Origin of the sequence: Agrobacterium sp. ST15.16.024 (assembly GCF_027956545.1) — a bacterium.
GTDB classification, from domain to species: Bacteria; Pseudomonadota; Alphaproteobacteria; order Rhizobiales; family Rhizobiaceae; genus Agrobacterium; species Agrobacterium cucumeris.
This window is the reverse complement of record NZ_JAQKGO010000005.1, coordinates 270,540-285,306: the sequence shown is the minus strand read 5'-3', so window position 1 is coordinate 285,306 and position 14,767 is coordinate 270,540. Positions and strand designations below refer to the sequence as shown.

Sequence of the window (14,767 nt, the reverse complement as noted above, 5' to 3'; positions counted from 1 at the left end):
AACTTGATTTCTTTAGAACGAAAGTCGTCGTCGCCAGCAGCGCCGCCGCCCTCGTTCAGTGAGCGGACTTATAAATCCATCACCTCAAACAAGTCAACAGCACAATTCGGAAAAAATAAGAAAATCATTCAACATATTGATTTTCCTAAATAATTTCAATTTTCAGCAGCGTTCCACTGCAAAAGACGCCACAGCACTGCCGGTTTTGCACAGGAGAACGGAACCCGCGACATCAAGTCGAACCCCGCGCCTTCTTTTGGCCCGGTTCCTCGCTAATTGCTTTGCCAACGAAGCGTTAACGCGGGCATGCGTGCGCGTGTCCTTGTGTAAGCTGTTGCGACATATCTTTCGATGCGTCGATCAATTTGACTCATGGCTTTGAAAGTTGCACACCTTCGCCTGAAGTTTCTGGAGAGCGCATGACCGACGGGGCACAGCTGGTATGACTGCGGATCGCAATGTGATCCGGTCGCTAGGCACGGAACCGCCAATTCTGGCGGAAGGGCGCCGTGCACCCGATCGTCGCGAAATTTCGCTGCGATGGCTCTCCGGTACATTCCTCACCGGCATCACTTCTTCCATATTGATGGGTGTGGCTCTTTTTGCAGCCCTGGACGGTCGCCAGCAGCTCGCCATTCCCGCCGAGGCCTTCGCCAAGGCGGACATGGGTAACAATGCGACGGAAGCGGCGCGCCGCGGCACGCGTCTTATCGCCCCGAATATCGCGGCCCGGCCATCCGACCGGTCGATCATGGAAGTCTCGACTGTCATCAATGAAGGCGACAAGGAAGTGGTCCGCAAGGTTCCTTTCTCTCACGTCAAAATTCCGCTGGCAGCGAATTATGCCAAGCAGGATGATTATCCCGCCTTCGATCCCTTAAACATTTTCGCAAGCAACGACGACAAGGACGCAGCCGCGCCTGCACCGAGCCGCACGGGAACGATCTACGGCTCCGAGGTTGAATCCGAAGTCAGCCTGAAGACTGTGGCCTTTCCGGTCCAGCACTCCAAATACGCCTTTGCCGGCTCCTTGAGCTTCGACGAGGTGGAGGAAGCGGTACGATCGAATGGCTCGATCTTGACGGATGGCAATGAGCAAGTTGCTGCACTTTATTACATCGACCCGCGCCGCTTTGATAATGATGAAGGTGATGTCGATATCACGGCCGGCCTTGCGGCCCGTGTCGTTGAACAGAATATGTCGGTTTCAACCCCGCAATCGGCATCGGTGCCGGTCAAGGAATATGCCGACGACGTGATCCCTGCCCGCCAGACCGAGACCATCGAGGCTGCTTTGTTCGGCGCGGGTTACTCCAAGGTACAATCATCGGAAATCGCCGGACTGCTGTCACCGCAACTCCAGTCGAACAATGTCGAAAGCGGTGATGTGCTGCGCGTCGGAATTATTCAGGAAGACGAAAAAAGCGACATCGTGCGCGTCAGCCTTTATCGCAAGGGCCGTCACATGGTCACCATGGCCGTCGATGACCGCAAGAATTTCATCAAGGCCAGCGAACCACCGAAACTCGACGCCGTGGCGACCGCCTTCGACAGTACGCCGGCGCCTGCGGCCGGCCGCGACCTGCCCAGCGTCTATGACGGTGTCTACCGCGCGGCTCTCGCTTACGGCATGAACCAGAGCATGGTTTCCCAGCTTATCAAGCTTCTGGCCAGCAGCGTCGATTTTCAGGCGCAGCTCAAGCCGGCGGATACGCTGGAGGCCTTCTTCTCCGTGGAAGATGCCGATGGCAAGGCCACCGACAAGTCGGAGCTGCTCTACGTCAATGCCAAGTTCGGCGACAACGAGACGCGGTTTTACCGGTTCCAGAACCCTGATGACAACAGCATCGATTATTTTGACGAGAACGGCAAAAGCATACGGCAGTTCCTGTTGCGTAACCCCGTTCCGAACGGCCGCATGACATCCGGTTTCGGCATGCGCCGTCACCCGGTTCTGAAATTCAGCCGCATGCATACCGGCACCGACTGGGCCGCCGCCCGCGGCACGCCGATCATCGCAACTGGCAACGGTGTTGTCGAAAAGGCCGGCTGGGCCTCCGGTTACGGTAACCAGACCCTGCTTCGCCATGCCAATGGCTATGTCTCTTCCTATAATCACCAGAGCGCCATCGCCAAGGGTGTTACCGAAGGCGCCAAGGTCCGGCAGGGTCAGGTCATTGGTTATGTCGGATCGACCGGCCTTTCGACCGGTGCCCACCTGCATTACGAGCTGATCGTCAACGGCACGAAAGTCGATGCGATGAAAGTGCGCCTGCCGGGCGGCAAATCGCTTTCCGGTGATGCGCTTGCACGTTTCTCCGATGAGAGAAAGCGCATCGACAACCTGCTCAACATCGAAGACAAGCCAAACCAAGTGGCGAGCCGGTAATCCGCCGGCATTTTGCAGTCCGAAAAGCAGATCAAATGAAAAGGGCTCCGTTTCCGGAGCCCTTTCGTTTTATGCCGCATCGGCTGTTTCGGTTTTGGCCTCGCCCTTCGGAGGCTTGACCTTGAACAGCAGCCGGTCCGTACCGGACGTCACCTTGACTCGCGAACCATCGGGGATTTCCCCGCCGAGGATCATTTCGGCGAGCCGGTCCTGAACCGACTTCTGGATCACCCGCTTCAGCGGACGTGCGCCGTAAGCGGGATCATAGCCCTTGTTGGCGAGCCAGCTGCGGGCATCCTCATCCAGTTCGAGCGAAATCTTGCGATCACCCAGCAGCGAGACGAGCCGCTTCAACTGAATTTCCACGATCGCACCCATTTCATCACGCCGCAGGCGGTGGAACAGGATGATATCGTCGATACGGTTGAGGAACTCCGGCCGGAAATGCGACCGGACGCGCTCCATCACCAACTCACGAACCGAATCCACATCGTCATTGTCGCCCATCTGCGTCATGAATTCCGAACCGAGGTTCGAGGTCATGATGATGATGGTGTTCTTGAAATCGACGGTGCGGCCCTGGCCATCCGTCAGGCGGCCATCGTCCAGCACCTGCAACAGGACGTTGAAGACGTCCGGATGCGCTTTCTCGATCTCGTCGAACAGCACGACCTGATAGGGCCGGCGGCGAACGGCTTCGGTCAGGGCACCACCCTCTTCGTAACCGACATAACCGGGAGGCGCACCGATGAGCCGGGCAACGGAGTGTTTCTCCATATATTCCGACATGTCGAGGCGAACCATCGCGGTTTCGTCGTCGAACAGGAAGCGGGCGAGCGACTTCGTCAGCTCGGTCTTGCCCACACCGGTCGGGCCAAGGAAGATGAACGAGCCGATCGGGCGGTTCGGATCCTGAAGGCCGGCACGCGAACGGCGAACCGCCTTGGAAACTGCCTGAACGGCCTCGCCCTGCCCGACAACGGACTTGGCAAGCTCGTCTTCCATGCGCAGCAGCTTTTCGCGCTGACCTTCCAGCATCTTGTCGACGGGAATGCCGGTCCAGCGGGAAACGACATGGGCAATATTGTCCGGTGTCACCACCTCCTGAACCATCGAGCCGGCACCGCTGCTGTCACGCGCTTCCGCCGCAGCCAGTTCCTTTTCAAGGCCCGGAATAATGCCATAGGTCAACTCGCCGGCGCGCTGGAACTGGCCGTTGCGCTGGGCAATTGCCAGTTCGTTGCGGGCTTCGTCCAGCCGCTTTTTCAAATCGGCGGCATGGCCGAGCTTCTGCTTTTCCGCCTGCCAGCGGGCCGTCAACGCATCTGCCTTTTCTTCCGTATCGGCCAACTCGTCTTCAAGCTTTTTCAGGCGATCGACGGAGGACTGGTCCGTCTCCTGCTTCAAGGCTTCGCGCTCGATCTTGAGCTGAATGATACGACGATCCAGTTCGTCCAGTTCTTCCGGCTTGGAATCCACCTGCATGCGAAGACGCGAAGCGGCCTCGTCCATCAGATCGATTGCCTTGTCGGGCAGGAACCGGTCGGTAATATAGCGGTTGGAAAGCGTTGCAGCCGCAACCAGGGCCGAATCCGAGATGCGGACCTTGTGATGCTGTTCGTATTTTTCCTTCAGACCACGCAGGATCGAGATCGTGTCTTCCACGGTCGGTTCATCCACCAGCACGGGCTGGAAACGGCGGGCAAGGGCCGGGTCCTTTTCCACGTGCTTGCGATATTCATCAAGCGTGGTGGCGCCAACGCAGTGCAGTTCACCACGGGCAAGCGCGGGCTTCAGCAGGTTGGACGCATCCATCGCGCCATCGGCCTTGCCGGCACCGACCAGCGTGTGCATCTCATCGATGAACAGGATGATGCCACCATTTTCGGCCTGCACCTCATTGAGTACGGCCTTCAGGCGCTCCTCGAATTCACCGCGATATTTCGCACCGGCGATCAGCGCGCCCATATCGAGCGCCATCAGCTTCTTGTCCTTGAGGCTTTCCGGCACGTCACCATTGACGATGCGCAGCGCAAGCCCTTCGGCAATTGCCGTTTTACCGACGCCCGGTTCACCGATCAGCACGGGGTTGTTCTTGGTGCGGCGCGAAAGGACCTGAATGGTACGGCGAATTTCGTCGTCGCGGCCGATGACAGGGTCGAGTTTACCCTCGCGGGCTTCCTCCGTCAGATCGCGCGCGTATTTCTTCAACGCGTCAAAACCCTGTTCGGCATTGGCGCTATCGGCCGTGCGGCCCTTGCGGATGTCGTTGATGACCTGGTTGAGAGCCTGCGCCGTTGCGCCTGCCTTTTTCAGCGAAGCCGAAGTGGAAGCAGAGCTTTCAATCGCCAACGCCTGCAAAAGGCGCTCGACGGTAACGAAGCTGTCGCCTGCCTTCTTTGCAAGATCTTCAGCAGTCGAGAACACCTTGGCAAGCGGCGCCGTCAGCGAAAGGCCGCCATTGCCGCCGGAAACCTTGGGCAATTTCGCCAACGCGGCATCATTGGCAAGACGCGCTTCTTTCGCGTCGCCACCAGCCCGCTCGATCAGCGATGCCGCCATGCCCTGCTCGTCATCGAGCAAAACCTTGAGAACATGTTCCGCAGAAAACTGCTGATGATTTTCGGCAAGTGCAAAGGTCTGTGCGGATTGCAGAAAACCGCGAACGCGTTCGGAGTATTTTTCAATATTCATAGTCGAACCTCCATTGACCGGCCCGCCCGCTTTCGGCACGGCTCCGGGTGTTAGGGTTGAGGCTCCCTCAAAAGGCAAGCCCCGCTACGACAGCCGTGTTTAAAGGATTTCACGATCGCCGCCTCTCGAAGGACGGTTGCCGGCGAATGCAGCTTGCGTCCTTCCTGCACGAATATGGGAGGCATTTTCATCGGTTTAAAGGGGCGCAAAACCGCCATTCGGGAAATTTTCGCCTGTTTTGACAGACGTCAGTTTGCCGGCGCGCAACCACCCTCTTTGCCTGCCAACGGCTCCTGCCATCTGAACCCTAAAAACAAAAAACTCCGGCAAGCCGGAGTTTTTCAATTGCGTGGTTGGCCGCGTGTTTGACGCGGCCTGCCTGAAATCCCTGCTTATTCAGCAGCGTTTTCAAGAGTGGCCGATGTTGCGTCTTCACCGGCGGGCGCGTCTTCACCTTCAGCACCTTCCGCCGCGGCGGCACGGCGCGGGCGACGCGGGCGCGGCGTCGTGGCACGGCGGGTCTTTGGCGCACGTTCGGTTGCGGGTGCTTCCGCCTGCTGCTGCTCTTCCTCGACGGCCACTTCCATGGGCGTGCCTTCGATGACGGGCTGCGGTGCCTGGCTGGCGTCATAAACCGGTGGCTGCTGCTCGGCCGAGACCTGCGGCTGGCGCGGCTGACGTTCCTGCCGTTCACGACGGTCCGGACGTTCGCGACGTTCCTGGCGTGGCTCGCTCCGCTCAGTGCGCTCCTGGCGCTCCGGCTGCTGGACGCGCTCTACCTGCTCGGAATGCTGCTGCGATGCAACGACGCCGTCGTCGCCATCGTTTCCATCCATATCGTCGGCATCCGTCTCGGCGGAATTATATTCACCGCGATCGTCGCGCTGGAAACGTTCCTGCATCTGGGCCTGAGCCGTGGCAATGATGCGGTTGTAATGCTCGGCATGCTGCAGATAGTTTTCCGCAATCACACGGTCGCCAGAACTCTGCGCGTCCCGGGCAAGGGCAGCGTATTTTTCCGCTATATGCTGGGCTGTACCACGAATCTTAACATCGGGGCCGGAACTGTCATAAGTCCTGGTGAGCGGATTGCCGCCCTTGCGGTTGAAGTTATTATTACCGCCACCATTGTTATTGTTGTTATTATTGTTGCTTCCACGCCCCCGGCCGCGCTTGTTTTGCTGTCCTGGCCTCATCAATTGCTCACCTGAATTCTGTTTTGCTGACAATCTGGTTATTTTCATGCAATTCCGGACGGAAAACCGCTGGAAATTTTTCCTGAAATTGTTCCGTCACGCGTCCTGCCGAAGATAACCCCGGACAAGACCTCGCGTGTGACGACCGGTCGCGCAAATGCTGCACCGAGCCGCCTGCGAACAAAGTTTACTGATTCACATGCCGGAAACGCCCAGCCTTTCAGGGCTCTCAAAAGAACCCGCTTCGGGACTGACCCATACCCTGACGAATCTGCGTTCGTCCTCAGCCACCCTGCATGTGGCCGCAAACTATCCCGCTTCCTGCGGAAATCCAAGCCTTTTCTTTTGCTGTGCAAAATATCTCTGCAAAATTCCGCCGCCATATCGCGAAGAACTATCTCCGGAAGATCAAAACTCTGTCGTTGCCGCCATAATCCTTCACGGCCTCCACAAGAGAGAAACCGTTAGAAGCAAATATCGTGGAAACATCAAGCCTTTGATCGAAACCGATCTCCACACCAACGATCCCGTTTTCCACAAGAAAGCGGCCTGCGTCGGCAGCAATAAGGCGGTACGGTGCAAGGCCGTCCTGACCTCCGTCCAGCGCCGCCATCGGATCATGATGACGAACCTCTCGGTCGAGCGTTGTAACGATATCGCTTCTTATATAAGGCGGATTCGACACAATTATGTCAAAGCGGCCGGAGATTTTTTCGAACCAGTCGCTCTGCATGATCTCAAAACGCGTTTCGAGCCCATTTCTGGATGCGTTTTTCGCAGCGGTCTCCAAGGCACCAGTGGAAATATCGCTGCCGATACCCGTCGCGTCAGGGCATTCCTTCAAAAGCGCCAGACAGATCGCCCCCGTGCCCGTGCCCAGATCCAGAATGCGGGCGCTGCCCTTGTGGGAAACCGCCTCCTTTAACGCCGGCAACAGCGTATCAACCAGAACCTCCGTGTCCGGACGGGGTTCGAGCGTATCCTTAGACAGCAGAAGATCGAGGCCGTGAAATTCCCGGTGACCGAGGATACGGTGGACGGGTTCCCCCCCGGCCCGCCTTTCGATCATGGAAGCGATGCGGGCCTGCTCCTCCTGCGTAAGGGGCCGGTCCGGCTTCATCACGAAATCGGTCAGTGAAAAGGCAACAACCTCACCGATCAGCAGGCGCGCATCGAGAAGCGGATCAGCAACACCGGCCGCCTGCAGCCGTTTGCGGGCAGCGGCAAGTTCGGTCGAAACGGTCCCCCCAGCGCCGCTCAAAGCTGCTGTTCGCCAAGCAGTGCCAGCTGGTCGGCCTGATAATCGGCGATCAACGCATCCACGAGCTCATCAATCTCACCTTCGATCATTCTGTCGAGTTTATAGAGAGTGAGGTTGATGCGGTGATCGGTGACACGCCCCTGCGGGAAATTATAGGTGCGGATGCGCTCTGACCGGTCACCCGAACCGACCTGGCTTTTGCGGTCCGCCGAGCGTTCGTTATCCACCTTCTGGCGCTCGATATCGTAAAGACGCGAACGCAGAACCTGCATGGCCTTGGCGCGGTTCTGGTGCTGGGATTTCTCCGAACTGGTGACGATCAATCCCGTCGGAAGATGGGTGATACGAACGGCGGAATCGGTGGTATTGACGTGCTGACCGCCGGCGCCCGAGGCGCGCATTGTATCGATGCGAATATCTTCCGGGCGGATTTCGACGTCGATGTCCTCCGCTTCCGGCAGCACCGCGACGGTGGCGGCGGAGGTGTGAATGCGGCCGCTCGCTTCCGTTTCCGGCACCCGCTGTACGCGATGCACACCGGATTCGAACTTCAGCTTGGAGAACACCCCTCGCCCGCTGATCGTGGCGATGATTTCCTTATAACCGCCCGCTTCACCTTCGCTGGCGGAAAGGACTTCGACTTTCCAGCCCTTGGTCGACGCGAAGCGCTCATACATGCGGAACAGATCGCCGGCAAACAGCGCCGCTTCGGAGCCGCCTGTGCCGGCACGGATTTCAAGGATCGCGCTTTTTTCATCCGCCGCATCCTTGGGAAGCAGCAGGACCTGCATGTCCTTCTCAAGCTCACCGATGCGGGCCTCGACCTCCGGCAGCTCCATTTCCGCCAGATCGCGCATGTCCCTGTCGGTCGTCCTGTCGGCGAGCAGCGCCTCGAGATCGGCAGCCTCGGCAATCGCCTTTTCGTAATCGCGGATCTTGTTCACGACCGGCTGCAGTTCGGAATATTCCGAAGCCAGCTTCACATAGACATCTGCCGCCGGGCCAGCCGACATCCGCGCCTCGATCTCTCCGAAACGCCTTTCCAACTCGCGCATTTTTTCGACGGGAAGCTTCGCCACCAGTCACTCCGATAATGAAATAAGTCTTTTAAATGGGAATGGAATGCGCTGCAGCAAAGCGTAACAACACCTCGCGACCGCTTTCCAGCGAATTATGATCGTCAAGCGCGGCATTCAACTCCTCGGCAAGACGTGCCGCGTCCAGCCCGAGCAGCATGGCCTTGACCGGACCGATTGCCGTTGGCGACATCGAAATCGACCGGAAACCGAGACCGATCAGCGCCATGGCAGTCAGTGGCTTGCCCGCCATCTCGCCGCACAGCGTGACTGATGTGTGGTGCTTTTCGCCGGCGCGAACGATATCACGCAGAATGCGCAGGAATGGCTTGCCAAGATTGTCGAAACGATCCGAAACCCGGGCATTGCCACGATCGACCGCCATGGAGAACTGGAACAGGTCGTTTGAACCTACGGAAACGAAATCCACCTCCTGCATCAGCTCGTCGAGCTGCCACATCAGCGACGGCACTTCCAGCATCGCGCCGAATTGCAGCTTTTTCGGCAGCGCATGGCTGAACTTCGAAAGATGCTGCACTTCCTTCTGCAGAAGATCGCGTGCCGCCCGGATTTCGGACACTTCCGTCACCATCGGCAACATCATGCGCAACTCCGCACCGGACGCGGCGCGCAGCAGTGCGCGCATCTGCGTGCGCATCAGGCCCGGACGGTCAAGCGACAGGCGGATTGCCCGCCAGCCGAGTGCCGGATTTTCCTCTTCCTGGCCGCGCATATAAGAAACGACCTTGTCGCCGCCGATATCCAGCGTGCGGAAGGTGACGCTCTTGCCTTTCGCCTGCCGGAGAACGGAGCGATAGAAAGCCTCCTGCTCCTCGCCCTTCGGCATGTTGGAAGCGATCATGAATTGCAGCTCGGTGCGGAACAGGCCGATGCCGTCGGCGCCGGATTCCTCCAGCTGCGGCAGGTCCACCAGCAGGCCTGCATTCATCTTCAGATTGACCTTCTGGCCATCCTTGGTGATCGGCTCGACATTGCGCAGCGCACGGAACTGCTCCTGCCGCTTGGCACGCAGGCGGACTTTTTCTTCATAGGCACGCTGCAGATCCGACATCGGGCGCAGATGCACCTGACCGTCATCACCATCGATGATGATCGGATCGTTGTTTTCCGCCAGCGCGACGATGCCGGCCGCCTGGCCGATGATCGGAATACCCATGGCGCGCGCCACGATAACGACGTGGCTCGTCACCGCGCCGTCTTCGAGCACGAGACCACGCAGTTTTTCGCGCGGGTAATCCAGCAATTCGGCAGCGCCCATGGCGCGTGCCAGAACGATGGCGTCGAGCGGGAAATCCTGCTCCGGTCCGCGACCGCCAAAACCGATCAGCTGGCGCAGCAGCCGGTTGGCAAGATCATCGAAGTCGTGCATGCGCTCGCGCAGATAAGGATCGGTCAGGCGCATCATGCGCGCCTTGGTGTCGCTCTGCACCTTCTCGACCGCCGCTTCCGCCGTCAGGCCGTTGCGGATCGCCTCTTCCATGCGCCGCACCCAGCCCTGATCATGGGCGAACATGCGATAGGTCTCGAGAACCTCGCGGTGCTCACCTTCGGTCGGCACGTCGCGGCGCTGCAACATGTCATCGATCGACAGGCGCAGCGAGCCGATAGCATCGGCAAGACGGCGGATTTCCGTATCCGCGTCCTCGTTCAGCAGGTTGGTGACGACAATGCGGGGATCGTGCAGCACGACGTGGCCAAGACCGATGCCTTCGCCATAACCATCGCCATCGATGGTGACGGCGCGCGTCAGGTCCAGCTCCACACCGGGGCGGGTGATCTTTTTCAACTCGCCGCTCGCCACTATTTCAGCGATAAGCATCGCGGTTGTCTCAAGCGCTTCAACTTCATCCTCCCGGTATGTTCGGCTGGCCTTGTTCTGGACCACAAGAACGCCAAGAGTGCGACCGGAGCGCAAAATCGGCACGCCGAGGAAGGAATGATAAATTTCCTCACCGGTTTCAGGAAGATAGCGGAATGCGGGATGCGCCTGCGCATCGGAAAGATTGAGCGGTTGAGCGGAAGCGGCAATGGTGCCGACAAGACCTTGCCCCATTTTCAGCTGGGCAAGATGCACGGCATCCTTGTTAAGACCTTCGGTGGCGTAAAGCTCCAGCACGCTGTCGGAACGCAGCACATAGACCGAGCAAACCTCCGCCACCATGTTGCTGGCAATCTGACGGACGATCTGGTCCAGACGATCCTGCGGTTCAAGGTGCTCCGCCATCATTTCGCGCAGCCGCTTGAGCAGGACGCGCGGACCTGCGGAAAGGTCTCTCATCGCGTTTGCTCCCCGACGCTTCCGATCCGAACTTCATAATATTCGAGAATCAAAACGTCATTTAAAAAATTTATAGCGCCAGAAGCGCGTCCCGCAAGGGACACGCTTTCAAGAAACGCCACATCGGAAGAACGCAACTCCGAAGAATCGGAGCATCGGGAACCGATGTCTCGGATTTAGCTCTTATCGAGACCGTAGGCCGAATGCAAAGTGCGAACGGCAAGTTCGGCATAGGCGCCGTCGATCAGGATCGAAATCTTGATCTCTGACGTGGTGATGGCCTTGATGTTGATGTTCTTCTCGGCAAGTGCCTTGAACGCGCTGGCGGCAACGCCGGCGTGGCTGCGCATGCCGATACCGATGACAGACACCTTGGCGAGACCCGTCTCGTTCTGGGCGACGTCGAAGCCGATCTGGGCCTTGTTGTCGTCGAGAACCTTGAGCGCCTTGGCAACATCACCCGAGGGAACGGTGAAGGTCATGTCGGTGCGCGAGCCATCTTCGGAGATGTTCTGCACGATCATGTCGACATTGATATGCGCTTCGGCCAGCGGACCGAAGATCGCGGCGGAAACGCCCGGACGGTCGGCCACGCGGCGCAGCGAAATCTGTGCTTCATCCTTGGCATAGGCGATGCCGGTTACGACTTCCTGTTCCACGATTTCATCCTCGTCACAAATCAAAGTACCGGGCGGGTTGATGAGGTCGCCCATGCCCGGCGCATCGGGATCCTCGAAACTGGAGCGAACGAAGGTGCGCACCTTGTGTACCATGGCAAGCTCGACGGAGCGAACCTGCAGAACCTTCGCGCCAAGAGACGCCATTTCGAGCATTTCCTCGAAAGCGATCTTCTTCATGCGGCGAGCCTTGGGCTCGATGCGCGGATCGGTCGTGTAAACACCGTCGACATCGGTATAGATGTCGCAACGATCCGCCTTGACGGCGGCGGCAATGGCCACAGCCGACGTGTCAGAGCCGCCGCGACCAAGCGTCGCGATGCGATTATCCGGGCCGATGCCCTGGAAACCGGCAACGACGGCAACCTGTCCTTCACCCATGCGCTTGACGATATCGGACCCGTCGATCTCGAGAATGCGGGCGGCGCCATGCGCATTGTCGGTGCGGATCGGGATCTGCCAGCCCTGCCAGGAGCGTGCATTGATGCCCATGGACTGCAGCGTAATTGCCAGCAGACCTGACGTCACCTGCTCGCCGGATGCGACAACCGCGTCATATTCGCGCGCATCATAGAAGGAGGCGGCATTGGTGCCGGTCACCTTCGCGGCGTTCTGCACCCAGTCCACCAATTCGTTGGTTTTGCCGGACATGGCGGAAACGACCACGGCCACTTCATGGCCGGCATCCACTTCGCGTTTCACATGCCGTGCGACATTGTGAATGCGTTCGAGGTTCGCGACGGACGTGCCGCCGAATTTCATGACAATGCGAGCCATAGCCTTGACCAGTACATCCCTTTTTTCCGCCAGCCGGTTTTCACCCGGTGTGGACAAGAACAAACCCAGTCGGCCCTTCCTGACAAAGAGCCTCAAGTTGCGGGTCTCTTAGCGAAAAGGCGGGGGGCACGCAATGCCGTTTATGAACCATGCGGTACGCCTTTTGAATGGCGTTTGCGAAGGACGATGGCGGGCTGGAACGCAGGGCAGGAGAAAATACCCGTAAAAGAGCGTACCGCAGTGCACTGTACAAACCGGCCTATTCGCAGTATGAGCGCGGGCAATGCAACCGGCCAGATGGCCGAAATGGCCTGTATCGGCTGCCCCGGAGACTTTAGGACCTATTGGTTTCGGGCGGATGCGGGCAGCTTCATATCCGAAAGACGGTAGATGACAGACACCCAGGGTATCGCCCCGGCGATCGCGCAGGCGTTGGAAAAACGCGGCTACAACGACTTGACCCCCGTGCAGAAGGCCATGCTTGCGCCGGAACTCGCCGATAAGGATGCGCTGGTTTCCGCGCAGACCGGTTCCGGCAAGACGGTTGCCTTCGGCATCGCGCTCGCAACCACGCTGCTGTCGGAAAATACCCGCTTCGGTCAGGCTTCCGCGCCGCTCGCTCTTGCCATTGCCCCAACCCGCGAACTGGCCATGCAGGTCAAGCGCGAGCTGGAATGGCTTTATGAATTTGCCGGCGTGTCGATCGCATCCTGTGTCGGCGGCATGGATATCCGCAATGAGCGCCGGGCGCTGGAACGCGGCGCCCATATCGTCGTTGGCACACCCGGCCGTCTCTGTGACCATATCAAGCGTGGCGCACTCGATCTGTCGTCCATCCGCGCCGTGGTGCTGGATGAGGCCGACGAGATGCTCGACCTCGGCTTCCGTGAGGATCTGGAATTCATTCTGGAAGAATCGCCCGAAGATCGCCGCACGCTGATGTTCTCGGCCACCGTGCCGCGCAGCATTGCCAAGCTGGCCGAAAGCTACCAGAAGAACGCAGTGCGCATCGCCACCGCTTCCGAACAGAAGCAGCATGTGGATATCGAATATCGCGCGCTTCTGGTGTCGCCGTCTGATCGCGAGAACGCCATCATCAACGCGCTGCGCTTTTACGAAGCCCGCAACGCCATCGTCTTCTGCTCCACCCGCGCCGCCGTCAACCACCTGACGGCCCGGTTGAACAATCGCGGCTTCTCCGTCGTCGCCCTCTCCGGCGAACTGACGCAGAACGAGCGCACGCACGCGCTGCAGGCCATGCGTGATGGCCGCGCCCGTGTTTGCGTGGCGACCGACGTTGCCGCCCGCGGCATCGACCTGCCCGGTCTGGAACTCGTTATCCATGCCGACCTGCCGACCAATTCCGAAACGCTTCTGCACCGTTCCGGCCGTACCGGCCGCGCCGGTCAAAAGGGCGTCAGCGCCATCATCGTGCCCGTGAGCCAGCGCCGCAAGGCTGAGCGCCTGCTCGAAGGCGCCAAGGTCAGCCCCGCATGGGTTCGCCCGCCCTCCGTCGAAGAGATCGTCGAGCGTGACGGCGCAAGGCTTCTGGCCGATCCGACGCTCAGCGAAGCCGTGGCTGAGGACGAACGCGATTTCGTGACGAGGCTGCTCGAACAGCATGGCGCGGAAAAAGTCGCCGCCGCCTTCGTGCGCCTTTATCACGCCGGACGCTCGGCACCGGAAGACATTTTCGAGGTCGCGCTGGATAACACCCGCAAGCCGCGCCGCGACAGCTTTGAGACGGTCGAAAACAATGCACCGCGCCGCGAGCGCTCCGACTTCTCCGACAGCGCGTGGTTCTCGCTTTCCGTTGGCCGCAAGCAGAGCGCCGAGCCGCGCTGGCTCATCCCGATGCTGTGCCGTTTCGGCAAGATCACCCGTCAGGATATCGGCGCGATCCGCATGCAGCAAACCGAGACCTTCGTGGAACTGGCCGCCGATGCCGTCGACCGTTTCACCTCCGCCATCGGCAAGGACATGATGCTGGAGAAGGGCATTCGCCTGAAGGCGCTGGAAGGCAAGCCGGAAATGACCGGCAGTGCCCGTGAAGACACAAGGCCGGCAAAGGCCCAGCGGAAGTTCACCAAATCGGACAATGCAAGCGCGCCGCGCGATGACCGCAAGGGCGAAGACAAGCCCTGGAAAAAGAAAAAGCCCTTCGGCGACAAGCCGAAATACGAAGGCAAAAAGGACAAGCCGTTCGAGAAGCGTGGACCGAAGCCAACGAAGGGCTGAGGGTTACTCCGGTCCCGTTCAGGCGAGACTCTGGATCGCCGGCAAAATTTCTGCCGTCATGCCGGCCTTGAGCCGGCATCCAGCCACGGTGCGTCTGCACCGTAAAAAGATTGTCTCGCGATCAAGGACTTGATCGCGCTCGACCCCGGATTAAATCCGC

The 14,767-nt window shown here is 59.2% G+C and carries 8 protein-coding genes; 2 read left to right on the top strand and 6 right to left on the bottom strand.

Annotated features, from left to right (window positions below; translation table 11 throughout):
• Positions 1-442: 442 nt before the first annotated feature.
• Positions 443-2,389, top strand: a complete 1,947-nt coding sequence (locus PL640_RS17725; protein WP_271362846.1) for a M23 family metallopeptidase — start codon at positions 443-445, stop codon at positions 2,387-2,389.
• Positions 2,390-2,458: 69 nt separating this feature from the next.
• On the opposite strand, the gene clpB is transcribed toward PL640_RS17725, so the two are convergent.
• The 6 genes from clpB to PL640_RS17695 all read right to left on the bottom strand — a co-directional run bounded on the left by clpB (position 2,459) and on the right by PL640_RS17695 (position 12,369).
• Positions 2,459-5,083 (bottom strand): ATP-dependent chaperone ClpB, encoded by a 2,625-nt coding sequence (gene clpB / locus PL640_RS17720; RefSeq protein WP_271362845.1) that lies wholly within the window; start codon positions 5,081-5,083, stop codon positions 2,459-2,461.
• Between the two features lie 392 nt (positions 5,084-5,475).
• The gene (locus PL640_RS17715) at positions 5,476-6,279 is read right to left on the bottom strand and encodes a DUF4167 domain-containing protein (RefSeq protein ID WP_271362844.1); all 804 of its coding nucleotides are present in this window, start codon (positions 6,277-6,279) and stop codon (positions 5,476-5,478) included.
• 394 nt (positions 6,280-6,673) lie between these two features.
• Positions 6,674-7,540, bottom strand: coding sequence for a peptide chain release factor N(5)-glutamine methyltransferase (gene prmC, locus PL640_RS17710; RefSeq protein WP_271362843.1), 867 nt, complete (start codon positions 7,538-7,540; stop codon positions 6,674-6,676).
• Positions 7,537-8,619 carry a peptide chain release factor 1 gene (gene prfA, locus PL640_RS17705; protein ID WP_271362842.1) on the bottom strand — a complete coding sequence of 361 codons (1,083 nt, stop codon included), beginning with the start codon at positions 8,617-8,619 and terminating at the stop codon, positions 7,537-7,539. The genes prmC and prfA overlap by 4 nt, the downstream gene beginning before the upstream one ends.
• Before the next feature lie 28 nt (positions 8,620-8,647).
• Positions 8,648-10,915 carry a phosphoenolpyruvate--protein phosphotransferase gene (gene ptsP, locus PL640_RS17700; protein ID WP_271362841.1) on the bottom strand — a complete coding sequence of 756 codons (2,268 nt, stop codon included), beginning with the start codon at positions 10,913-10,915 and terminating at the stop codon, positions 8,648-8,650.
• A gap of 176 nt (positions 10,916-11,091) precedes the next feature.
• The gene (locus PL640_RS17695; RefSeq protein ID WP_046802096.1) at positions 11,092-12,369 is read right to left on the bottom strand and encodes an aspartate kinase; all 1,278 of its coding nucleotides are present in this window, start codon (positions 12,367-12,369) and stop codon (positions 11,092-11,094) included.
• 390 nt (positions 12,370-12,759) lie between these two features.
• Here PL640_RS17695 and PL640_RS17690 point away from each other — a divergent pair, with 390 nt between their 5' ends.
• Positions 12,760-14,607, top strand: a complete 1,848-nt coding sequence (locus PL640_RS17690) for a DEAD/DEAH box helicase (RefSeq protein ID WP_271362840.1) — start codon at positions 12,760-12,762, stop codon at positions 14,605-14,607.
• Positions 14,608-14,767 lie beyond the last annotated feature (160 nt).

Excerpts from the sequence above, each read along its gene's own strand:
- PL640_RS17695 (WP_046802096.1), bottom strand. The coding sequence starts at position 12,369 with ATGGCTCGCATTGTCATGAAATTCGGCGGCACGTCCGTCGCGAACCTC.
- ptsP (WP_271362841.1), bottom strand. The coding sequence starts at position 10,915 with ATGAGAGACCTTTCCGCAGGTCCGCGCGTCCTGCTCAAGCGGCTGCGC.
- clpB (WP_271362845.1), bottom strand. The coding sequence starts at position 5,083 with ATGAATATTGAAAAATACTCCGAACGCGTTCGCGGTTTTCTGCAATCC.
- PL640_RS17715 (WP_271362844.1), bottom strand. The coding sequence starts at position 6,279 with ATGAGGCCAGGACAGCAAAACAAGCGCGGCCGGGGGCGTGGAAGCAAC.
- PL640_RS17725 (WP_271362846.1), top strand. The coding sequence starts at position 443 with ATGACTGCGGATCGCAATGTGATCCGGTCGCTAGGCACGGAACCGCCA.
- PL640_RS17690 (WP_271362840.1), top strand. The coding sequence starts at position 12,760 with ATGACAGACACCCAGGGTATCGCCCCGGCGATCGCGCAGGCGTTGGAA.